The following is a 22,294-nucleotide window of genomic DNA, read 5'->3' on the forward strand; positions in this document are numbered from 1 at the left end:
GGCACGCCGGAATATCATGTCGAAGTGAATTTCGTGCCCGACGCGGCGGAACCGACGTCCGTGGCATCTCGTCGGATGGGCATGCGACGCCGTCAGCCCATGGCCAAGGGAGTCAGGCTCGCCGTGGCCACCGGGGTGCTTTGCCTCTTGGTCGCGGCTTGCGAGTCGAGCCCCGGGTCCACGCCGGATCAGGACCACCCGGGAAAGACTGTAACGGCGGAGCCACCGACCAGCCCACGTCCTGATGCATCGACTACGGCAGATGTGAGTGATATCCGACTGGTCGATGAAGCCGACGCCGACCTCGTCCTCTATGTCAGCAACCAGTCGTTCACGGACAGCCCGGTCAGCATCCAGATCGCCATCGATGGTGTCCAACTCGTGGATCAGACCTTCGCGATCGAGGGGGGACATAACTGGTTCACCTTCCCGATGTCGCTCCCTCCTGGCGAACACGTCCTCACAGCCACCTCCGGTACAGGTGCCTCAATCGAGCAAGCAATCGAAATCCCAGATGGTGAACAACGATGGGCCGCGCTCGACTACTGGCACTCCCCGAAGGGTGAGCCACGAAGGTTCACCTGGCACATCTCTACCGAGCCCATCCGGTTCGCCTAAGCTTTCGTAGGCCCCATCCTGCTCGCGCAGGCACGGTACCGCCGCCGGAGGAGCGGAAAGAGGCAGCTCGATGCCCGAAGCCTGGTCACCACCAAGCATCCGCAACTGCCGCGGGCCGGTCGTTCCAGAGTGCGGCACTTCGCCGCGAGCCGCGCACTAGCCGTCAGCCGCTTTGACTGGTGCACGTGAAGTACTCCGGTCCTACGCTGGGTGGATGCTCGACCTGGACGCTATCGACGTTGAGGAGATCGCCAACGCTCTGGCAGATCAGACCGACTACGAGCATCGATGGTTGATCGACCCGAGAACGGGCGAGGTCGCTTTCTGGACCAGCGACCTGGGTATCGATGGTGAGAACCCGGTCGAGCTCGACGAGCTGGACCTGATCCTGATCGACCCCCTGCCGCCTTACGTCTGGTACCAGGACATGGTCGACTTCTCCGACGGCATCAGCGACCGCAGCTCAGGGGAGCGTCTGCGCCGCTCGCTGGAGGGCAAGGGCGCATTCCGGCGCTTCAAGAATGCGCTGTACCAGCAACACCCCGACCTGATCTCGGTCTGGCACACGCTGCGGGATGCCAGGGCACGGGCCCGGGCCGTGCAGTGGCTGGCAGACGAAGGGCTGATCGACGAAGACGCCGCCCAAAGGTTCCAGCGAGACCACCCCGAGCCCGCCCTGCCGTGAGGCCGAGCAGCGCGAAGTCCGGCCAGATCCGCGTCGTTCTACCTGCGTCATACCACGGCGTTTCGCCATGTGTGAGGCTTCTCGGAGTCCGCCCGTATCTCCTGACGTCGGACACTCGGACGTTGGCTAGGTTCCTCAGGCACAGCGGATAGGCCCTGGCTACGGGGCTTGGTCAGCCCCAGAAGATGTGGGTGGGGCCGCGGTCCATCTCGTCGAGGAGGTCCTCAGGGTGTGTGAAGGCCGGACCCGGTCGTAGAGGTGGAAGCGGAGGTTGCGGTTGCGCCAGTACGGGGTCCAGGTCTTGTGCGTGGCGGTGTAGCGCAGGCGGGCGATGGGGAGGCTGGTCCATTCGGGTCCGAGGTCCTCGCGCCAGGGCGCGCGCCGCTCTTGCCGTTTACTCGTGCTTCGCGCGGGATCGAAGTAGCACGGCGACAGCCAAGACCAGACCCCACCAGGCGATGCCTGCGATGCGTGAGTGACGACGCGGGGCTGCATAGCAAGGGCAACACGGTGCACCAAGATCGGTGACAGAATGCGGCGTAGGCCGGGCTACGGATTGATCGGGCCCGCCTGCTCGTCGGCCGGTCCGTGCGTGGACAGGCACCCGAGCGGGGGCACCCTGAAGGAGGGCACCATGAGCGAGAAGCCCGGCCAGCAGACGGACGACCAGGTCGCCGAGGACTCAGACGGCCAGGTCGACCCAGCCGCTGCGCGGGTCGAAGAGGAGGTTCGCGAGTCTTTTGACCGGACCGTCGAGAAGGGTGCCGAGCGTCTGCATCGAGGCTGGCGGGTGCTCATCACGACCGGGCTCTTCGGCGGCCTAGAGGTCGGACTGGGCATCCTGGCCTACCTTGCGGTGCTGCACCAGACAGACAACCACCTGCTGGCCGGGCTCGCTTTTGGTATCGGCCTCGTGGCGTTGTATCTGGCGCACAGTGAGCTGTTCACCGAAGGCTTCCTCCTGCCGATCATGGCTCTCTTCGCCCGTCGGGGCACGGTGTTGCAGCTGCTGCGGCTCTGGGGCATGACGCTCGTGACCAACCTCGTCGGGGGTTGGGTGTTTATGTGGTTCGTCGCGCACGCCTTTCCGGAGTTCGCCGGGCTACTGACCGAGACCGCGCGGCACTTCGTCGATGCGCCGCTCGGCCTTCGTGCGGTGGCGCTTTCGGTGCTGGGCGGCATCGTGATCACGGTCCTGACACGGATGCAGGAAGGGACCGATTCGGACGGGGTCAAGGTGGTCGCAGCGTTCTCTGTCGGTTTCCTGCTGGCGGGGCTGAGCCTGTTCCACTCCGTGCTGGACTCGATCATCATCTTCGGTGCCATCCATGCCGAGGGCTCGGTCTCGTATGGCGAGTGGCTGGCCTGGTTCTGGTATGTCGTGCCGCTCAACATGCTGGGCGGGCTGGTCTTCGTCACGGCGATGCGGCTGGTCCGCGCCAGCGAGCTGCCGGAGGCACCGGGCCCGGATAACCGCGTCGATGAGGCGTCCGAAGCGTCCTGAACGCAAGTCAGCCGCCATGGGCTTGACCCTCGGGTTCAACCAGACGAACTATGAGAAACTGGCCAACCCACAGCCCCGACTCTGAGCACCGCCGTCCCCACCCGAGTGTCGGAGCTGACCGAACGCGAGATCGACGTGCTGCGGGCGATGTGCCGCGGGCTGTCCAACGCCCAGATCGCGGCGTCCCTGTACGTCGGAGGACGCCGGCGTGCCACTTCCTCACCGCCTACGTCGCTCAGCTCAGCGGCATAGCCGAGGGCCCGGCGGACGGGGAGCATCCGATGCACCACATCCTCCTGCGGCACCAGCCCCCCGCTGCCGCATCTCCGCATGATCGCGGTGCATGTCCCGCTCGTCGAAGTTCACCGCTCCGGCATTGGCCCGTCGGGCGCCTGTCAGAACGTTGAGCAGCGTCGACTTGCCGGCGCCCGACGGGTCCGATCACTGCGAGCAGCGAAGACGACGGCACCACGAAACTGACGTCGTCTAGCAGCACCTTGCCGTCGGAAAGCGTGACGATCCCGCAGCTGATCCTGGCCCTCGGCGTGCTCGCCGCCCGACTCTCAAGTGGGACCCCAAAGCGAGGAGATCGCGAACTCCCTGGGCGAGGACGCCGAGAAGCGCGAGGCCATCATGGACGAGACGCTCGTGGGGACGCTCTAGAGGTCGCAGTGCCTGCTGACTGGACGTGGACGGCTCGGCCTGCGGAGGACTATCGTCGGAACGGACCGGTCATCCCCACGACACGCCGTCGGGGCCGCTGGTGCCGGCTCGTCGCGCAGAGGACTGACCCGTGGCAGGTGCGCAGCAGACCACAACACGGCTGCCCGCTGGCCGCGTCACCTTCGTCATGACGGACATCGAGGGGTCGACCCGCCTCTTCGAGGGGTTGGGCGAGCAGTTTGTCGCCCTGCTCGAGATCCACAACGTCCTGCTGCGCCACGCCTTTGAGAGCCATCGCGGTGTGGAGTTCGACACCGAGGGCGATGCCCTCGTGGTGGCCTTTGACGACGCTGCCCAGGCGCTCGCAGGATGCCTGGACGGCCAGCTCGCGCTGCGGTCCCACGCCTGGCCACCAGGGGCAGCCATCCGCGTGCGGATGGGGCTGCACACGGCCGAGGCCAGACCGACGGGCAACAACTACGTGTCGCTGGGGCTCCACCAGACGGCACGGATCTGCACTGCTGGCCATGGTGGCCAGATCCTGCTGTCCGAGGCCACCGCCGCCGAGGTGACAGGGCGGCTGCCCGCCGATGTCAGTCTGTCCACGCTCGGCTCGTTCCAACTGCGCGGATTCGCCGAGCCCGCCCGCCTCTTCCAGGCTAACCACCCGCGGCTTCCCGTCGACTTCCCACCACCGCGGGTCCAAGGGGTGGTCCACCACAACCTGCCCTTCTATCGGGCCGGCTTCGTCGGGCGCTCTCGGGAGCGGGCCGCACTCGCCGAGCTGATCCGGCAGACCGGTGTGCTGACCGTCGTCGGCATGGGCGGCGTCGGCAAGACCCGCCTGTCGGTGCAGCTCGCCTTCGACGTGATGGACGACTTTGACGACGGCGCCTGGCTGGTGGAGCTGGCCCCCGTCACGGACCGGCAAGGTGTCGCCAGCGCGGTGGCCTCGGCCCTGCACGTCACGGAGGTCCCCGGACGCAGCCTGGAGGACGCGGTGATCGACGACCTCTCCACCAGATCGGCCCTCATCGTCCTGGACAACTGCGAGCAGTTGCTGGAGGCGGCAGCTGGTTTCACCGAGGCGCTCACGCAGCGCAGTCCGCAGGTCGTCGTGGTCGCGACCAGCCGGGAACCGCTCAGGCTCGAGGGTGAGGTGGTCTGGCGGCTCGAGCCCTGGCCCGTCCTTGAACCGGCAGAGGTCACGAGCACGTCCGCCGTGGTCGCGCAGGATGCCGTCCGGCTCTTTGGGGAACGCGCAACCCTGGTCCGCCCGGGCTTCACCATCACGGACGACAATTCCATGGAGATCGCAAGGATCGTGCACCACCTGGACGGCATTCCCCTGGCCATCGAGCTCGCGGCTGCGGCCCTCGCCGACCGCTCCGTCGAGGGCGTGCTCGACGGCCTGTCGGACCGGTTCTCCTTGCTCACCGGCGGACGGAGGACCGCCCCACAGCGTCACAAGACCCTGCGGGCCGCGCTGGAGTGGAGTCTGGACCTGCTCGGGCCCGACGAGCGGCTGCTCTTCGGCAGGCTGGCGACGTTTGCCGGGACAGGCACGATCGACGCCGTTCGCGCGGTATGTGGCACGCCCCCACTGTCCGACGCGTCCGTCCCACACTTGGTCCGAGGGCTGTTCCGTGCCTCCCTGCTGTCCCCCAGGGACGACCCAGGGCGCTGGACAATGCTGGAGTCCGTGCACGAACTCGCCGACCTTGAGCTGACCGCGACCGGCGAGAGCGCGGCGCTGGCCGAGCGGCACCGGGACTGGCTCGCCCGTCACGTGGAGACCCTCGGACGCGACGTCGGCCTCCGCGGTCGACGCGACGCCGTGACTGCTCTGGTGAGCGACCTCCCCAACATCCGCCAAGCCCTCACCACCGCCATCACGGCTGGTGACGGTGACCGTGCACTGCGGACCGCGACAGCCATGACCCCGTTCTGGATCTCGCACGGTGACTGGACCGCGGGGATCGAGCACCACCACGAGGCACTCGGCCTGCCCGCGGGAGCCCACCGGCTCCGTGGCCCCGCGCTGGCCGCCCTCGGCAGCCTGCTGATCCTGCAGGGCGAGATGGCCGACGCCGAGGCGGCCTTCCGGCAGGCGGATGAGATCGCCTCCTTGCAGGAGGACGAGACCACCCAGGCCCGGTCCCGGTCCGGCCTGGGTTATGTCGCCTTCCGCAACTCGGCACTTGACGAGGCGGAGGCGCGCTGGAGTGAGGCCCTGGGGCATGCCGAGCGGGCCGGTGACGAGCGAGTCGCTGCCGGGATCCTGCGGAGCCTGGCGATCGCCGCGGGCAGTCGAGGTGATCAGGTCAGGGCCGGGCGGCTGCTTGACGGGGGCATCCACTCCGCGGAGCACGCTGAGGACGACCAGCTGCTCCGGCTGCTGCTCGGGTCGAAGGCGGAGATCGAGTTGTGGCTCGGCCACTACGCAGCGGCGCAGGCACTCTACGGCCAGGCGCTCGACCTGGCCTCAACGATCGGAGACCTGTCCGCTCGCCCGCTGCTGCTCTCCGAGCTGGGCTGGGTCGCGTTCCTCGGTGGTGACCTGACGACGTCACATCGGCTGGCGTCGGAGGCGTCCCAGCTCGCCGAGGACCTCGGGAACCGCCGGACGTTGACCAGCGCGCTGCGCGTGCGGGGAGAAGGGCTGGTGCGTCAAGGTCGTTTCGTGGAGGCGGAGGTTGACCTGCAGCAGGCGTTGGCCGTGGCCGAGGCGTTGAGCGCTCCCGCCGATATCGCGGGGGTGCTGTGCGCACAGGCCCACGCCGCCCTGGAGCAGCATCGGGTCACGGAGGCCGCGCGACTGGCCGAGTCCGCTGTCAGCCTGTCGACGTTGGGCCACACGATGCGCGACACGTTCCCGCAGTGGGTGCTGGGCGTGGTCGCCCTGTCCCGCGGCGACCTGCTCGCCGCCGAACAACTGTTCCGCGCTGAGGCCGAGGACGCGATCACCTCGAGCGCCCCGCGCCACCAGGCCAACAGCCGATGGGGACTGGCCCGCGTGAGCAGTGCTGCCGGACAGGCCCCAGATGCCGCGCGACTGCACCGCGAGGCCCTGTCCATCCGCCACCGGATCGGCGACCGGCTGGGCGTGGCCGAGTCGCTCCTCGGGTCAGCGGGCGTCGTCGCCACCGTGGACCAAGTCACGGCGTCCGACCTGGTCGCTGCGGCTCAGCGGTTGCACACGGAACTGGGCGTCGTCATGACGCCTCGTCTGACCGGCGACCTTGAGGTCATCCGGTCCCTCCTGGGCGGTCACGAGGTGGACGGTCAGAGTCACGAAACCGGCGACGACGCACAAGCAGTCGAGCGGGCTGTGCGCGCGCTGCGGGCCCTTGAGGGCTCGGGTGCGGCACGAGCCGGCTGACGAGAGAGGACGACCGATGGGATGGTTGGAAGGTGATGTGGCGCTGATCACGGGTGCCGGATCGGGGCTGGGCAGAGCCCTGGTCGACCGCTTTGAGTCCGAGGGAGCCCGGGTGGTCGCGTTCGACCGGAGCCCCGAACGGGTGGCTGCCGTCGAGGCGGCCCACCAGGGCACCGTGGTGGGTGTCGCCGGCGACGTCGCGGTCGGTGAGGACAATGAGCGGGCCGTGGCGCAGGCACTCGAAGCCTTCGGGCGACTTGACACGTTCATCGGCAACGCCGGGCTGTTCGACTACGGCGCACGGTTGGCGGACACGCCGATGGAGACTCTCGACCGCGGGTTTGACGAGCTCATCGCCGTGAACGTCAAGGGCTGCCTGCTGGGCGTCAAGGCGGCGCTGGACGCACTCGTCGCGGCCTCCGGCAGCGTGGTGCTCACGGCCTCGCTTTCCTCACGCAACGCCGGAGTGGGCGGAGCGATCTACACCGCCTCCAAGCACGCCGTTGTCGGTCTGGTCGAGCAGCTCGCCTTCGAGCTCGCCCCGGAGGTCCGCGTCAACGGCGTCTCCCCCGGGTTCATGCGCACCGACATCCGCGGCCCCAGCGCCCTCGGCCTCGCCGACCGCACCCTGGACTCGATGCCCGACCTTGACCAGCTGGCACGTGCTCTGCTCCCGCTGCGGTTCCTGCCGGACCCAGCCGACTACTCGGGCCACTACGTCCAGCTCGCCTCGCGCGCGAACGCGGCAGCCACGACCGGCGTCGTGGTCGATTGCGACGGTGGCTTCTCGGTGCGCGGCATGCCGCCGCTCCCCGGTGGCTGATCCAGCCTCACGTGGGCGGTTGCCCTCGACTACTGGAACCTGACTCCGCTCGGCAAGCAGCCTGACGATCAGTCCTGGCTTCCGTCCTGGGGACCAGCGGTTCGGAGTCTCTAGCTGAGCGGACCACGCCCTGACCGACCGTCGAGTTCGACCTGATCCCGCGCGAACAGGCGACACAGAGTGCCTGCCGGACCGGCATACCATGCCGTTTTGTGCTGACCTCTGGCGACATCACGTCCATCCAGGACGGGTGCCCGAGCGAACTGATCGCAGACAGGGGGAACCTGACTACAGCTCGATCGAGTACATGACCGAGCCGTGCTCCTTCACGTAGCCGAGGCTCGCGTAGAGCCCCTGGGCGCCGGATGGGTTCTCCGTGTCGACGTCGAGCACCGCCGCTTCCATCCCGCCATCGGCGAAGGCACGCATGCTGGCCCCAAGGGCAGCGAGCGCCGCCTTCCGTCCGCGGTAGGCGCGGCGGGTGCCGAGGACGTCTGTGTAGCCGAAGGAGTAGCCGCGCACCGGGAAGTCAGCCTCGTAGCGGCTTGACAGTGCGTAGGCGACGACCACCGGCGCACCAGCCTCGACCGCAGACTCGTCGATGACCACAAACGACCACTCGGGGACAAACTCGCTGCGCCCATTGACCCATTGCTCCCTCGTCTGCGGCTCGGAGCCCCAGTGGTCGCGGAACGCGTCGTTGTGGGCCAGTCGCGTGGCGTCGTCCAGCTCGGCCGAGAACGGCACGAGCCGCAACGGCTCTGCCAGCTCGACCTCGGGGATCGCGGGTGCGTCCCCGATGAGTGGGCGTTTGAGGTCGGCGTAGAAGCGGCGCGGCTCGAAGCCCGCGCGCTTGATCAGGTCGTGCCGCTCCGCCGGGTCACTGTCCTCCGCGAAGGCGGCGAGGCGCCCGGGCAGCTCCTTGCCCGAGGCCGCAAGCACCTGCCGCGCCCTGGCGGTCTGCCACGCGAACACCTCGCTCCCGATGCCCTGACCGCGTCTCGCGGGGTGCACGCCGCCGAAGAGGAACGCGCGCACGGTTGACTCATCGCCTGGTGGCGCCATCACCGATCCGTAGGCACGCACCTCCCCCGCCTCGTCGACGCCGATGGTCGTGTCCCGAGCGAGGTCGACTCCCGGCGCCGTGAGGTCGTCCTCGGTCTCCTCCCGCGTGACGCGGTAGGGCGCGCCGTCGGCCTTGGCCATCGCGTTGGTCAGAGCAGTGAGGGTGGCCACGTCGTCGATGGTCGCGGGGCGCCACACCAGGCCGCCAGCGGTGATCGCCGGCACTGTCTGGGGCGCTGCTGCGCGCTCGACGATGGACCGGGGCGGACTCATCCTGAGAGCGTAGTTGGCCGCCGATGAGCCGTGGAAATGGTTTTCCGCGGCCCCAGCCGCTCACCCTGCACTCACTCCCAGGTTGCCCGCTCGTCCTCCCTGCGCGCGAGGACGGTGCGCGTCTGCGTGTCGAAGGTCCGCACCGGCCGGGCGGCGCTCCACGCTCCCACCCCGGGTCGCCGTGCGTGGTGCAGGCGACCCACGCGCTGTGCGTCTCCGCCGCGAGCGACTCGGGGGCGACTCCCCCGGTGCAAGATCGGTCGCTTTGAGATAACGGCGCACCTCGAGCACGTCCTGACGTGGAGTCTGTGCGTCCAGCTCGGCCTGGAGCACCTCCGACAGTGAGAGCTGAGTTGACGCGCTGCTGGAGACCAAGCTGCTCCGTCCGCGAGTGCGTCGCGACACCGTGCCGCGGACGCGACGGGCGACCGCCGGGACTGACCTCTGGGGCTGGGCCGCTCGTCGGACACTCGGCATCCGCGGCGTCGACGATGACCTCCTGGGTCGCGCACTACGCGACCGGCATAACCTTCGCGCTCGTCCTGCTGGGAGTGACGGGAATCGGCTGGGCTCACTTACCAACCCTCTGGCCAGCACTGCTCGTCGGGTGGGTCGCCATCGTCGCCCTGTGGTTCGTCCTGCAGCCCGGCATGGGCCTTCGGATCGCCGCGTGGCGGACTGCCCATCCGGATCCGCAAGGTAGCGGAATCTGGCGACCCACACGGCATACGGCGTCAGTCTGCATGGCACGGCCTCCCTAACCCCTCGCCTGGCCGTGAGCTGGCGAACGCCGTCGGCGAGAGCTCGTCTGCCCACGACCGCCTGAGCCAATACGATTAGGCGTTCTGCCCAGGTCGCGTGAGAGAGGCGCCATGATGGAGCTGTCGGAGTCCGCACGGGCTGTCATCGAGTCGGGACGACTCGCCCACCTGGTGACCATCAACGCCGACGGCAGTCCACAGGTGACGATCGTGTGGGTGGGCCTCGACGGAGACGACATCGTCGTCGGCAAGCTGATGGTCGACCACAAGGTGCGCAACATCCGGCGCGACCCCAGGGTCTCGCTGTCCATCGAGGCCGACGGCAGTGACCACGGCATGCAGCACTACCTCGTCGTCGACGGCACCGCGCAGATCGACGAGGGAGGGGCACCAGCTCTTCTCCACGATCTCGCGCAGCGCTATGTCGGACCCGGCACGGACTTCCCGCCGATGCCCAACCCGCCGGAGGGCTTCGTCATCAGGATCACCCCGACCCGCGTGCGGGGCATGGGCCCCTGGGCGTAGCCAGCCGCACAGCGCACCGAGACGGCGGCTAGTCCGTGTCGTGGGCCAGCACCGGCCAGAACAGCCGCCCGTACATCCCCACCTCCCGGTTATCTTGACGTCAAGACACTGGTGAGTGTCACAGGTCGTACTCGGGTGCGGCCCTCTCCGTGGCGCCCTGCGGCAGCCTGAACAACGACGCGAAGATCAAGAAGAGCGTCGCCAGACCCCACACAGCCGCGCTCCCGACACCGATGTTGGCTCCGTGCAGGAGGACGAACGGGATCAACAGCGCCATCGTGGCGGCGCCGAACAGTGAGAGGAACAACCCAGCATTCGCGCGGCGCGATTGATTCTCGGCCTTCGCTCGCTGGTAGGTCGCCACTAGCCGGTCTCCTGCGGCCACGAGCACTGCCGCGATGAGTCCGACCACGAGGACTCCGCCTAGGTCAAGACCAGGCACCAGGTCCGTCCACGTCGACAGTCCAGCTGTGGCCAGGGCAAGGGCGCCGTAGATCGAAGCCATGACCGGCAGTGACGGAATCGCCTTGTCGTCCTGCTCGCCAGCTAGTTCCTTCTCCCGGCCCTCCGCATACTCCGTCGGGTTGCCACGGAACACGCCAAGAAGCGCCACCAGTCCAGCTGTGATGGCTAGGAGCCCATAGCCCCATGGGTGAATGATCCGCTTCACGACATAGGGCACGCTCGCTGTGTCGGGCGTCAACGTGCCCGGAACGGTTGGCACGGCCACCAGCCAGCCCCGGGCTGGTTCGCTCACCCTCATGTCCACGCTGAGATCAACGGGCACGATCCGCGGCGCACACACTTGCTCCTGCCGCGACTCCTTCTCGATGAGGTCGACTGGCACGCCCAGTCCGTCAACCGAACCCGTCGTATTGCTCGGCACCATCACGACCGCAGGCAGGTCCGCCTCATCGTCCAAGTCACGGTTGCTGACCCCGCAACCGGCGACCATCAGCGTCCTGGCGGTCGCGTCACCCTCGCGACCAATCAAGAGCTGCCAGGCATCGGGGAGAAAGTGGAAGGTCACCTCGTCCTGCAGGAATGGATCGACCGCGTCTGGAGTGTCAGGAACGGCAACCTCCTTCCCCGAATCTGCTGATGCCCCCTGCGGCGGGACCGGCTCATTCGTCTCGGATCCCGACCCCACCACTGACGAGCCGATGAAGACGGCGAGCGCCGCGGCATATAACCCTGCCCTTGCACCAACACCCGTGACCGACCCTATCCCCATGGGACACGAGACTAGTGGTCCGCGGCCAGACTGGAAATGGGCAAAACTGCCTAGGTCTGGAGGACTACGCGACGGCATACTGCCACGGCCTTGCCAAACCCAGGGACACTGGCAACGCTCGCGTCACGGACAGTTCGCGTGCTCCTTGCACAGTCGTCCGGCTGACGTCCACCGGGACGCGAGCCCGGTGGGCATGCGCGATCACTCCCAGCCCTGTCCCTCGTGGCTGCCCTGCTGATGTCCACGCCGTGGGCCGCCACTGCCGGGACCAAGCCCGATGACACCAAGCCCACTCACTATCTACTCCTCCAGCTCAACCTGTGCCTCTCCTGCTATGCGGGCTGCTATGCCGGCGGCGAATATCCCAAGGGTCGTCGACGAGGCGATCGCCACGATCGGCGCGATCGCCACGATCGGCGCGACCGCGCCGGACGCGGTCACCATCAACGAGGCCTGCAGCGGTGCCATCGAGCGCATCGCCGAGGAGACCGGCTATGACTACGCCTTCGGGACCGTGATCTACATCGGTGGCGAGCTGGCCTGCAAGAACCCCAACGGTCGCGGCGCGTTTGGCATCGCCGTCCTGACCGCGTCCGAGATCGGTTCCCTCCGGCGCGGCGTATGCCGTCCAGCGGGGTTTGGAGGAGCGCCGCCGGCTCTGCGCGGAGACAGTGGACGGGCGCACGTCTGCACCAGGCACCTGGCGGTGGGCTCGCAGGTCGAGACCAATGAGGCCCAGTGCCCGGAGTTCACGGCCATCCTCGACGCCCCCCCCCCGCCGCGAGGCGACGATCGCGGGCGGCGACCTCAACCGGCCAGACCAGTTGCGCCCCTGCCGGCGCCTCGTGACGCCGGGCCAGGGAAACCGATCGCGGCACGACTGTCGGTCGCGGCCCACAGAGGGTCGACCTGCCCTCTTCATCGCCGTGACTCGACGTCCGCAAGTGCGCACGTGGGCCGACCGGGCCGTGGCTGCGGTCGGGGCGAGGCCAGGCCGCGTCACCCGGTGCTGATGGGCAAGCTGCCGCGTCAGTTCGCCCAGATTGACGCGCAGTCCGGCGTAATGTTTGCCGATCGTGGCGCGGTCCTACTGATTACGAGTTTGTGGCTTGGAAGCCTGGCGAACCGGCCAGCTGATTTTTAGGGTATCCGAATGCGGAGGCGTCGCGTTGACGGGATCGTCGCCTCAGTCGTCACAGGTTAGCCGAGACCAACACCTCGACCAGCTGCTCGGGTTCGAAGATCAACTTGGTGTTGAATCGCTCGTCAAGGCGATCCTCCTTATCGCGGGTCAAGGCCCGGACCCACTGGTGCTCGGTGAACACCACGTCGCAGTAAACCGTGGGAACCGGTAACTGTACGACGTCGAAGAAGTCGTTCGCCTTCCACTTCTGGTGCGGTCGCGGATGGAGGTGCTTGCTCACACGGAGAGCGTTCGTCACTCGGCGGGTGGGGAGAGACTGAACGAGTTGGAGCAGGCCCGCGCCGCCCAAGGTCTCGGTCACCTCCGTGGTGCTGATGCCCGCGACCGTGACCCGGTGAAGGATGGCTGACGCGATGTCGTTGAAGTCCGAGTGGACAACCGAAGGAAGCAACTCAGCGCGCGGTACCTTCCGTCGCGCGATCTCTTCAGCGACGCTGACTTCGTGCTGCACGAACAAGTCACCCCAGTTGACTAGATCAAGCCGTAGACCCGCGCGTGCGTGAGTTCTTGGGCCAGCACGCAGTAGTAGCTCTTCGAGCTGGTGGTCGATCGGAGTTCGGAGGTCGCTGCTCTTGTCTTCGGACGCGGGCCGCTGGTCAGTCGGCCTCAACGAGTTGTGGACGCCGCCGGCAGTCAGGTGAGCGATGCCGCGCCCGAACACGCGAGGCGCAGTCACATCGGTTGGCCGTCCGAAGCGAGCCCGCAGGGCCATGTCGATCTCGTAGTAGAGAAGTTGCTTGGGCATTGTGATGGCGTCAAAGTCGGACAACTCGATCATCGTGTCGACCAGGCGGTTCCTGGAGCCGTCGTTGTGGTTCTTGACTGTCTCCCAGTACCGATACAGATCGAGGGGGAATGATGCTACTTCGTGCGCCCTTGCGGCCCGGCACATTTCGAGTGCGCCGCGGTACCGCGCACCGTCCGGCCGATCATGTGCCGCCCTGGCGAGACCGATCCACGCGAACTGATCGAGGTAGACGTGAAGCACAGACGCTCAGTTCGCAGCGGAGCACATGCTCAAACTCACATCCACGGGCGTGCCCCCTCCCACTTGACGCTAGTCAAGTGTGCTATTCGCCACTCCATGTTCCTGGGCACTCCCCGTGTCCGATGGTTGCCGACGAGATCTAGGCGGACTCGCTGGCGTCGCGGACGCGGTGTCCATCCTCGCCGTGGCAGCGGGTATGTCGAGAAGAGCAAGCAGTTTGCCGTCCTCGTCGAGGCAGTTGAGTAGATCGCGGTGTGGGATGTCATCGGCGGCGTATCGGTACCGGCGGGTTAGGAGGTCACGCATCGCGTTCTCACCGGGAGCTTCGGACCTTCCGCGCAGTTTCCATCGCTGTGCCACTGACACCGTCTGAGTGAAGATGTGCATGTCGACGACGCCGTCAGCGAACTCTGATAGCGGCATTGTCGGGGAAGCTGATGTCTCTGGTTCGCGGGCGAGGTCGAGCGCTCGCCGGGGGTCGCCTACACCGGGTTGTATTCCTGCTCGTTTCATCCGCCAGTTCATGGAGGTGTTCACTAGAGCGACGAGGATCTGCCAGTCGAGCCAGCCATCATTGCGTAGCCTCACGATGGTCGCTCGCCCAGCTTGATCAGACAACAGTCGCGGGAGCGTGAACCGCAGGGCCTCATTGGCAACTTCGTACCGTTCACGAATGGCTTGGAGCGACTCATCACGGTCATAGCCCGGGCCCGTGACGGTTGAGGCTGAGAGGTGCTCGTATCCGGTAGGGCGGTAGGCGTCGGAGGACGGCCTGCTTGCCTGGGCACATCGGATGTAGTGATCGTCGTCCAGCAATGCGGCGGTCTCCTCATAGGGGCGACCGATGGAAACCTTGTGAATGAGGCCGCCCTTGAACAGCGGCTCCAGAAGGTCTTGGAGTTCGTTTGGTGGACGGACGTGAACGGCGTGCAGCAGTTGGTAGCACATCGCGAGGATCGTTCTGTCTCGTGCCTCAATATCAGTCAAGGAGTTAGAGACGGTGACATGCGCCACGATCTCGGGTCCTGAGTCATCGATGTCGATCGAATCGTTTTCTCGGCTCGCATCGGGTCTTACGGCCACATCGACCCGGACGGTGCTGCTAATCAGGACGGGGTTCATCGGCGCGATGTCGGCCAAGAGGACCTGGAGCGCGGCGACGAAGCCCTCACTGGTCAGAACCGTGTCCCGGTTGTTGTCGAACTCGAAGGTCCAGCGGATGCCGAGGGCTTGGAAGTCGATGAGCCGTCTAGCGCCTATGTCGCCGAGCAGTGGGCCTGCGAGCTGGTCGGCGGCCCGAGTCTGGAACTCGTCCACGGTGATCTCGGACCGTGAGTCGCCGTGCTCGATGACTTCGACCAGCTGCTCGTACCAGTCCGTCGTCTTGTGGGCTGCTTCGATGAGCGGCTCAAGCTCGGGCCAGAACGTGCGGATGCCGGCCAGCTCCAGAGTCGCGTAGGTGGCGTGAGCTGCGAGGTCGGGGTGTCTGTCGTAGTCGAACGGATCGGTCAGCATCTGGGCGCGAGCCAGGAGTGCGACCTCGGTGAGTCCGGCTGCGTCGACCCAGGTGCCGGCCTGTTGAGCGTACTTGGCTGTCTCCAGCAGGGCCTTGGGCACGTGCGTCTTCACGTCGGTGTCGTCGCTCATCATGGCCAGAGCCACGGCGGTGCACGCGTACATCTTGGCCGCGTACACCAGCCCAAGACCGGCGTACAGCGAACCCAGGTAACGCATCGTGAGGGCGGCGCCGTAGATGGTATCGCCGTTGAACCACTTCGCCTTCGCGTTGTGCAGCTCGGCCAGAGCCTTCAGGGGCTGGCCGGCCCTGACGAACGCCATGCCGCGATCGCGGCATCGTTCCGCGGTGGCGGAGTCGCCCTGTACCTCAGCCAGCACGATGTCGAAGCCGTCCCGGACCTTTTCGTAGTTGACGTGACCGGAGGCTGCTGGCGCGTACATCGTGAACAGACGCGCGAGTTCGCTGGACGAGTAGGCGCGAGCCCGTGGCAGCAGGTCGACCAACTGCTCCAGATACGACATCGCCGCATCGAAGTCGAACAGGTACGACACCGGCAACGCTGAGGTGTCGACGGCGGACTCGTCCAGTTGCACTCCGACGTTGGAGGCAACCTCAGCGGGTGCAGGCTTACCGTCAGTCGTCTCGATGCGCTCCCAGTCCGGTACCAGGTGGGCGAATGCGAGCGTTCCCGTCAAGGTCGCCGAGCGCACCGGATGCGTCACCGAATCTGTAGCTTCGAGTAGGTTGACGAGGTGCGATCGCAGCCGCGTCATCGCAGCATTGATCTCGGCTGCCTCGGCCTGCGCGACCCCGGTTATCCACATCGTCCCCCAGTACGCGCAGAGCGTCACGGCGTCGTCGACGATGTTCGGTCGGCTGCTGGTACATGCGTAGGCGACGGCGCGACGAACCAAGTCCTCGATACCTGCCGCGACCCCCATGCCTCGGAATCGTGCGATGGCCATCTCGTAGCAGGCGCGGAACACGAGTTCGGTGTCTGAGCCGTCTCTGGAGTCGGCCAGGAACGCGCCCATGAAGTCCAACCACTCCGGCAGATCGGCGTTCGCGTGCTCGTCCCAGGTCGCGTGTCGAAGCCCGTGAGTGATCTCTCCCTGCACCGCTGGCGTCAGGGCTACTGGCCCGTGGTTGTGACGCAACCCATCGATTAGGTCCGCGTACCACTGCGGTGCTGGCTCGTCTTCCGGCGCGGGGACCAGATGCGAAGGCAGTTCGAGGTAGTGCCGTGCGACCCACACCAAGTCGGGCTCGGCGAGGAACGTTGAGATGTCGCCGCCGCAGAAGATGTCCAGGGTCACTCCGTAGGACTCGCGGGCAGTCCGCTGGAGGTCGTGGGTGACGCCCTCGGAGATGGGGTGCACGCTGAAGAAGGCGACGTGATCAACCTCAGCTGCATCGTCGGCGCAGATGCCGGCGAGGTCACTGAGGACTTTCTGTTTCAGGCTTCCGGTTTGTACGGTGCATGCCACCACCACCGGCGACGTGGAGGAGGCAGCCGCGAATCCTGCCGAGTGGGGCAGCTCGTTCGGGAGGCGGGTCGTAAAGGTCTCTGCGTCTCGCTGCTGATCGCCACCCGAGCTGACCGGTCCGGTGGCGATCAAGATGTTCGAGCTGATGCGCTTCTGCGCAATCCGTGTCGCGATCTCCTCGAACCGATGATGCTCGTTCCGCGAAGACAGCTCGTCCAGGCGGAACCTGATGTACGCCTCTGCCTCAGGGATGTGCTCAGTCACAACTCCATTCTCCCATCGCAGTGCTTACGCTGGAGCCGCGCCTCACCGTATGGAATGCGTTCCGGCGCCGGCTCCACTTCCTCACCGCGTACGTCGCCGGCGTCTGAACCAGTCCCCGGTATACGACTGGCGTCAGTTCCGCCCAGAATGACGCGGGGCTGTTCCTGCGACTGGCGTGGCCGCACGATCTCGTTGACTACCTCGACTGCGACGGGATCGTACGGCTACCTGGGATAGCAACGAGCACCATGTGTCGAGGCACCGGGTCACCGTCGATCGGGAATGCAGTGTGGGTGATGAGTGCCTTGCTGTGAGGCGGAGGCCCCGTGGGATCGAATGCCTTGTGTCGGAGAGCGACGAGAAACCCTATGCGGATGTCGTTGCCCTGGTAAGTGGCGGCCTGCTTGAGGTACGCGGTCCGATCCTCCATCGGGATATGGGTGCTGTCGACCTTCATCTCGATGTGGAGGGCGAACTTGTCGAACTTCAACCGGATGTCGACGCGGCCTCCGCCGACGTGCGAGACCTCATACTCCGCACGGTCGCCGAGGTTTCCGACGAGGTAGTTATACAGGTCCTCCTGGATGGCGTTCTCGTTGGTTGCGGGGTCGAACAGGTACTTGTAGTGGTTGGACTGGCCGCCGGTCCGACTGGCCACGAAGTTGATGATTAGAACCAAGATCTCGTCGAGGACGGGGATGACGTCGTCCTTATAGTCCGGGCTGCTTGCGAGCTGCTTGCGGAGGTCGTCGAACAGTTCCGCATGCACAAGGTTGAGGTGGCGCCTCGCGGCGGCCACGTGGTCGAGTCGTTCCTCGATCGCGGCGAGCGTGGCGGGCGTTATGTGCTCGATGAGTTCGGCGTCAGGCGAACCGGGCGGAACCAGCGTTCCAATCAGCGGTGGGAGCGGCGCTGACGGGGCGCCGCCGTCGGCTTTTCCCGGCATCTCGCCGCCTGTCGCCACGCGTCGTGCCGCCTTGAGGATGTCGCGAGCAGCGTCCAGCCGCTCGTGCAGGTCCTCGTCTTCACTCTTGGTCGCGGCGTCGGTGAGTTGCGCCGTGTACTCCTCGAGGTTGCACAGGTGGCTGGAGTTGGACGCGAATCCACCTTCGATGACCGGCTGGATGAGGTCTTGGACTCCGGCGATGTCGGCGTCGCGACTACCGACACGGAACGCACGGGAGCTGAGGTAGACGTTGAGCAGGCCGTTGATGACGACCTCGGTTTGGTAGAACCCGTCCTTGCCGAGCTGGTTGCGCATCTCATCGAGGTCGGCGGCAAAGTGGGCCCACGCGCGGAGGGTTGACACCTTGCTGTCGCCGAACCAGTGGTCCAGCCCGCTGGAGGCGACGGAGAACCTGTGCACCTGATCCTGGATGCCGCCGAGCATGTCTGCGGAGAGTGGTTCGCCGACCATCGCGGCCATCGGGTCGCTGGCAAGGATGCCGGCGACGAGTTCCCGGAGCGCGTTGATGATGGCGAGCATCGGGCGGGCGTCTGGGCGTTCGTAGGCGGTTTCGGCTACCTCGAAATACCTGGCCGCCTCTTCCAGATGCGGACCCATGTCGGTGAGCGTCGATGCCCTCAGGCTTGCGACGAGCGCTGCCATCGCGAGCACCCAGGCGGCGTCAGACTCGACGTCGGCTGCGAGCGAGGTGTCAGCGCCTCCTACCGGGTCGAGACCTCCGACGACACGGACTACGCCGACGAGTTGGTCGGCAGCGGGCCAGATGTCGACCGCGGTGCTGACCGACCGGATGACTGCGCGCGCCATGGGTGCGACGGTCGGCTTCTTGAACTTCTCGAGGAACGCCAGGAGCGCGAAGTGCGAACCGTGACCAGCAGCGACCAGGCGGGTGAGTGCCTCGAGCGCGTCGGCGGACAACAGGTCAGGGACCGCGTCGCGGTTCTGGCGTGTGAGGAACGCCGAGGCCAGTGGCTCCAAGCCTGCGGCAAGCTTGTCGCCGGTGACCTGCGTCGCAACCGCGCTGGCCAGGAGCGGGTCCAACGAGTCCTTGAGCAGTGTCGGCTGGTCCGTAGCCAGGATTGCTTCGGCGATCGCTTCGAGCGCGGCAGCCGTGTCCGCGTCGCCGAGTTCGGCGTCACGGGCGGCGAGGTTCGACACGATGGGAAGGACCGGGGTTCCGGCAAGGGTTGCGGCTTCGGTCGCGAGGCGAGCCCAGCCGCCGAGGTCGGCCACAGCGGTGTGCGGGAACGGCTTGCCGGCGGAGGCCTGCGCCATGGCCAGGACAGCCTCGATGAGCGAACCACCGGCGTTGTCGCTCACGTCTCTCCGTCCTCGAAGTGCGCTGGTGTGTCTGATGGTCGCTCAGACGTCCGGCTGAACAACTACTGTGGGCTCACCAGACGAAGTTGTCGCCTTCCGCGATGAGCCGATACTCCTCCGGCAGCAACTCCACCAGCGGTCCCGTGCTCCTGGTGGCGACGATGATCTGCATCGGCGCCTCCTTCGCTACTTCTAGGAGAGCCGCCACCATCGTGGCCAGGTCCCCGTCGGGCATCTCCTCCGCGGCCGGCGAGTCCAGCAACAGGAAGCCGGGGTGCCGTCCGATGCCCTCACCGTACCCGTGCTTGATCAGCGCGATGACCGCGGCGATCTTCAACCGCAGTTGCTCCCCCGGTGTCACCTGCCCGTACGTTGTAGGGTCACCGTTCTGCCGCAGCGACATGTTCGCGGCGCCGTCGAGCTTGATGTTGCTCAGACTGTCCGCACCGAAGTTCACGACCAAGCGCTCGATCTCAGACGAGATCTTCGTCAGCAGCGGATCCTGATGCCCCTTCACCCAGCCGCTGAGGACCTTCTCCGCAGCCTCAGCAACGCCCAGCTGGACCGGGTCGACCGGAGACACATCGACCGGTGGGACAGGGGCAGCGAGCGCCTGTACGGCGCCCTCCGCGCGGGCCAGCTCGATGTCCAAGAGCCGACGGTCTTCGACCGCCTGCGACAACGTCGCATCCAAGGTCGTTTCTGCGACGAGCTCATCGTGGGTGACCTGAAGCACGTCGATCTGCTCCCGGAGCCCAACCATGACGGCCTCGACACGCTCACCGGCTTCGCCGAGCGCCTCGATCTCAGTCTTCGGCGCCGGCTCCTCCCCGGCCTTCTCGGACACGGCAGCGGTCGCCTCCACCAACGCGGTCGCGACGGCGTCATCCACAGAGTCGGCGACGACGACGTTCGCCTTGAGGGCCTCAAGGTTCAGGTCGCTCGTGCACACCGAGCATTTGTGCTCGTCCGGCTCTGCTGCACGTCGCTCGTCGGTCACCCCCGCCGTGCACCGCGGACACACGGTCGGTTCCATCTGGTGGAAGAACTTCGTCAGCAGCGCGTGCTCGTACTCGGTGTGGTGTCGCGCCCTTGCCGCCTTCAACTGCTGCCGAACAGTGTCAGCGGCAACCGACTGGCGCAGCAGTTGGGTCTCCAGCATGTGCATCTTGCGCACCAGGTCACCGATCCGGCCGTTTGCCTGCGCAAACTTCGCCGGGTCCGGAGTTCCCTTGGGGAGCGCTGCGATCTTCGCCTCAACGGCTTTCACGACCTTCTGGGCCTCGACACGAGAGCCCGCCATGGCGTCGGTCGCGGTCTTCTTCCGCTCCGCCGCGACCTTCTGCTCCGCCTCCAGTGACCCGGCAACCGTCGACGCTGTGGCCAGAACCGGCACCCAGTCGGTTCCGATGAACATCTGCATGAGCCGGACGCTGAGCGTTGCCTCCTTGCCGATGATCGACTTCAAGTCCTTGGGCCGAACCCACAACGCGTTCACGTACGACGCCCATTTGTGCGTCACCGGCTTGCCCGCCTGCGACACCGTGAAGCTCTCCAGCCGCAGCCGGCTCAGCATCACTGAGTTCATCGCATCCTCGAACGTCTCGGCGTCCCCGAACGTCGCGATGACGGTGCTGCCGGAGCCGTCCTCCTCGATGACCGTCACCGCGCCGTTGCTGACCTCACCGTTGTCTGCGTCGAACGCGACCCGCAGCGTCTCCGCACCGACAACCCAGTCAACCTCGACATGCTCGATCCAGCGGCGCACAGCAACTGAGAACACCGCACAACGGCCGGACACCGACCACAGGAGCAACTCCACGATGCTCGACTTGCCGCGCAGGTTGCTGCCCGACCCGATACCGTTCACTCCATCCAACGGCTCCCACGTGAAGTCGAACGGCACCAGCGCCCGCACAACTGGACCCTCGGACTCCGCCTCCTCAGCGTCACCCTCCTCGGGCTCGCCCTGGTCGGCGACCTGGCGATCCTTCGCTTCGGCGGCAGCCTCGCCGCCGGCGGTTTCGTCGAGGTTCAGCTCAAGCAGCTCGTCCGGGTCGCCGCCCATCTCCCCCAGCGGGAAGCCCTCCGCATCCGGATGCGCCGGATCCAGCCGCTTCGTCCCCGAGAACGACACCCGCGCCACCCGCAGATGAACAGGCACGCCCTTCGACGCCGATGTCGGGATCCCGAGGTCGTCCAAGACCTTGTCAACCTCGGGCACCTTGAGCTCCAGTCGGCTCTCCTTGCGACGGCGCCCAAGGACCTTGACAATTTCCTCTGCGAGCGCGCTCACACGACACCACCTCCAAACGCAGCCGCGCTAGACCTCAGCCCATCGAGCCGCGTTCGCACATGCTCAGCGATCGGGGCGATGCTCAAGCCCAGTTCCGTACCCGCGTACGTCGCCTGCTCGTACTGCCGCTCCTTCAGCTTGCTGCCCACCGTGTCCCCAGCCACCAACGCCACCAACTCCGCTTGCCGCACATACCAGCCGAGGACCGGGTCGGCCGCCAGCTCGCCCACCGCCCGCTCCCCCGCAGCCGTCACGAACATCTGGTTCCGATAACTCTTCGAACCCGGCTCACCCGAACGGCGGTACGTCGCCAACCCGTATGTCTCCAACAGCGCCATCGCGTCATCGATCGCCTCGTACGCGCCATAGAACCACCGCGGCATCGGGTAGTAATGCAGATCCGGCTCGGGGTCATCGAGAAGGCTCCGGGCGATGTCCAACATGCCGGCCGCCAGCGCACCGGACTCGACCGCCGAGATCAACTCATCCGCCAGGTAGTCCGGGTTCCGCATCCAGAAGTCCATCGCCTGCAGACGCAACTCGCTGCGAACAGCCTTAACCGCTGTTGGCGGATCACCATCCGCAACCGCCTCACCCGTCCGGTCCATCAACACCAGAAGCCGGATCGCGTGCTGCGTGCGCGTGTGGGCAGGACGCTCGATCGGCGCCGCAGAGTCCGCCGCCATCAACACCTCTCGCGGAGTGAGACTGTTCCG

General features: G+C 66.6%; 18 protein-coding genes. 9 read left to right on the plus strand and 9 right to left on the minus strand.

From position 1 onward, the window contains the following. Positions 1-24: 24 nt before the first annotated feature. The gene (locus NF557_RS09215) at positions 25-618 is read left to right on the plus strand and encodes a hypothetical protein (protein WP_252618906.1); all 594 of its coding nucleotides are present in this window, start codon (positions 25-27) and stop codon (positions 616-618) included. A gap of 214 nt (positions 619-832) precedes the next feature. Next, positions 833-1,303 carry a UPF0158 family protein gene (locus NF557_RS09220; protein WP_252618907.1) on the plus strand — a complete coding sequence of 157 codons (471 nt, stop codon included), beginning with the start codon at positions 833-835 and terminating at the stop codon, positions 1,301-1,303. Between the two features lie 159 nt (positions 1,304-1,462). On the opposite strand, the gene NF557_RS17820 is transcribed toward NF557_RS09220, so the two are convergent. Beyond that, positions 1,463-1,798 carry a DUF3024 domain-containing protein gene (locus NF557_RS17820; RefSeq protein ID WP_370584443.1) on the minus strand — a complete coding sequence of 112 codons (336 nt, stop codon included), beginning with the start codon at positions 1,796-1,798 and terminating at the stop codon, positions 1,463-1,465. 139 nt (positions 1,799-1,937) lie between these two features. Between NF557_RS17820 and NF557_RS09225 the strand changes: the two genes are divergently transcribed. Together NF557_RS09225 and NF557_RS09230 are read left to right on the plus strand one after the other, a co-directional pair. Further along, positions 1,938-2,807 (plus strand): formate/nitrite transporter family protein, encoded by an 870-nt coding sequence (locus NF557_RS09225; protein ID WP_252618908.1) that lies wholly within the window; start codon positions 1,938-1,940, stop codon positions 2,805-2,807. 105 nt (positions 2,808-2,912) lie between these two features. After that, positions 2,913-3,059, plus strand: coding sequence for a LuxR C-terminal-related transcriptional regulator (locus tag NF557_RS09230; RefSeq protein ID WP_256855770.1), 147 nt, complete (start codon positions 2,913-2,915; stop codon positions 3,057-3,059). On the opposite strand, the gene NF557_RS17825 is transcribed toward NF557_RS09230, so the two are convergent. Continuing rightward, on the minus strand, positions 3,048-3,218 hold the full coding sequence (locus NF557_RS17825) for a hypothetical protein (protein WP_425342969.1): 171 nt from the start codon (positions 3,216-3,218) through the stop codon (positions 3,048-3,050). The genes NF557_RS09230 and NF557_RS17825 overlap by 12 nt on opposite strands. A gap of 382 nt (positions 3,219-3,600) precedes the next feature. Between NF557_RS17825 and NF557_RS09235 the strand changes: the two genes are divergently transcribed. After that, a complete protein-coding gene (locus NF557_RS09235; RefSeq protein ID WP_252618910.1) occupies positions 3,601-6,852 on the plus strand; it encodes an ATP-binding protein in 3,252 nt (1,083 codons plus the stop codon). 16 nt (positions 6,853-6,868) lie between these two features. Beyond that, positions 6,869-7,675, plus strand: coding sequence for a 3-(cis-5,6-dihydroxycyclohexa-1,3-dien-1-yl)propanoate dehydrogenase (hcaB, locus tag NF557_RS09240; RefSeq protein ID WP_252618912.1), 807 nt, complete (start codon positions 6,869-6,871; stop codon positions 7,673-7,675). Between the two features lie 288 nt (positions 7,676-7,963). On the opposite strand, the gene NF557_RS09245 is transcribed toward hcaB, so the two are convergent. Then, positions 7,964-9,013, minus strand: coding sequence for a GNAT family N-acetyltransferase (locus NF557_RS09245; RefSeq protein WP_252618913.1), 1,050 nt, complete (start codon positions 9,011-9,013; stop codon positions 7,964-7,966). Between the two features lie 491 nt (positions 9,014-9,504). On the opposite strand from NF557_RS09245, the gene NF557_RS17830 reads away from it, so the two are divergent. Beyond that, positions 9,505-9,774 carry a DUF2938 family protein gene (locus NF557_RS17830; RefSeq protein ID WP_370584442.1) on the plus strand — a complete coding sequence of 90 codons (270 nt, stop codon included), beginning with the start codon at positions 9,505-9,507 and terminating at the stop codon, positions 9,772-9,774. 111 nt (positions 9,775-9,885) lie between these two features. Next, positions 9,886-10,299 carry a PPOX class F420-dependent oxidoreductase gene (locus NF557_RS09250; RefSeq protein ID WP_252618914.1) on the plus strand — a complete coding sequence of 138 codons (414 nt, stop codon included), beginning with the start codon at positions 9,886-9,888 and terminating at the stop codon, positions 10,297-10,299. A 118-nt stretch (positions 10,300-10,417) separates the two neighbouring features. On the opposite strand, the gene NF557_RS09255 is transcribed toward NF557_RS09250, so the two are convergent. Then, on the minus strand, positions 10,418-11,611 hold the full coding sequence (locus NF557_RS09255) for a hypothetical protein (RefSeq protein ID WP_252618915.1): 1,194 nt from the start codon (positions 11,609-11,611) through the stop codon (positions 10,418-10,420). Positions 11,612-11,879: 268 nt separating this feature from the next. On the opposite strand from NF557_RS09255, the gene NF557_RS09260 reads away from it, so the two are divergent. Next, positions 11,880-12,677, plus strand: coding sequence for a hypothetical protein (locus NF557_RS09260; protein WP_252618916.1), 798 nt, complete (start codon positions 11,880-11,882; stop codon positions 12,675-12,677). 49 nt (positions 12,678-12,726) lie between these two features. On the opposite strand, the gene NF557_RS09265 is transcribed toward NF557_RS09260, so the two are convergent. The 5 genes from NF557_RS09265 to NF557_RS09285 all read right to left on the minus strand — a co-directional run bounded on the left by NF557_RS09265 (position 12,727) and on the right by NF557_RS09285 (position 22,264). Continuing rightward, positions 12,727-13,515 (minus strand): hypothetical protein, encoded by a 789-nt coding sequence (locus NF557_RS09265; protein WP_252618917.1) that lies wholly within the window; start codon positions 13,513-13,515, stop codon positions 12,727-12,729. Between the two features lie 279 nt (positions 13,516-13,794). Next, positions 13,795-16,995, minus strand: coding sequence for a hypothetical protein (locus tag NF557_RS09270; RefSeq protein WP_252618918.1), 3,201 nt, complete (start codon positions 16,993-16,995; stop codon positions 13,795-13,797). Between the two features lie 196 nt (positions 16,996-17,191). Next, positions 17,192-19,282 (minus strand): hypothetical protein, encoded by a 2,091-nt coding sequence (locus NF557_RS09275; protein ID WP_252618919.1) that lies wholly within the window; start codon positions 19,280-19,282, stop codon positions 17,192-17,194. A gap of 73 nt (positions 19,283-19,355) precedes the next feature. Next, on the minus strand, positions 19,356-21,578 hold the full coding sequence (locus NF557_RS09280) for a hypothetical protein (protein WP_252618921.1): 2,223 nt from the start codon (positions 21,576-21,578) through the stop codon (positions 19,356-19,358). Beyond that, on the minus strand, positions 21,575-22,264 hold the full coding sequence (locus tag NF557_RS09285) for a hypothetical protein (RefSeq protein ID WP_252618922.1): 690 nt from the start codon (positions 22,262-22,264) through the stop codon (positions 21,575-21,577). Before NF557_RS09285 ends, NF557_RS09280 begins: the two co-directional genes overlap by 4 nt. Positions 22,265-22,294 lie beyond the last annotated feature (30 nt).

The sequence above is a fragment of the Ornithinimicrobium cryptoxanthini genome (assembly GCF_023923205.1).
In the GTDB taxonomy this organism is placed as follows: domain Bacteria; phylum Actinomycetota; class Actinomycetes; order Actinomycetales; family Dermatophilaceae; genus Ornithinicoccus; species Ornithinicoccus cryptoxanthini.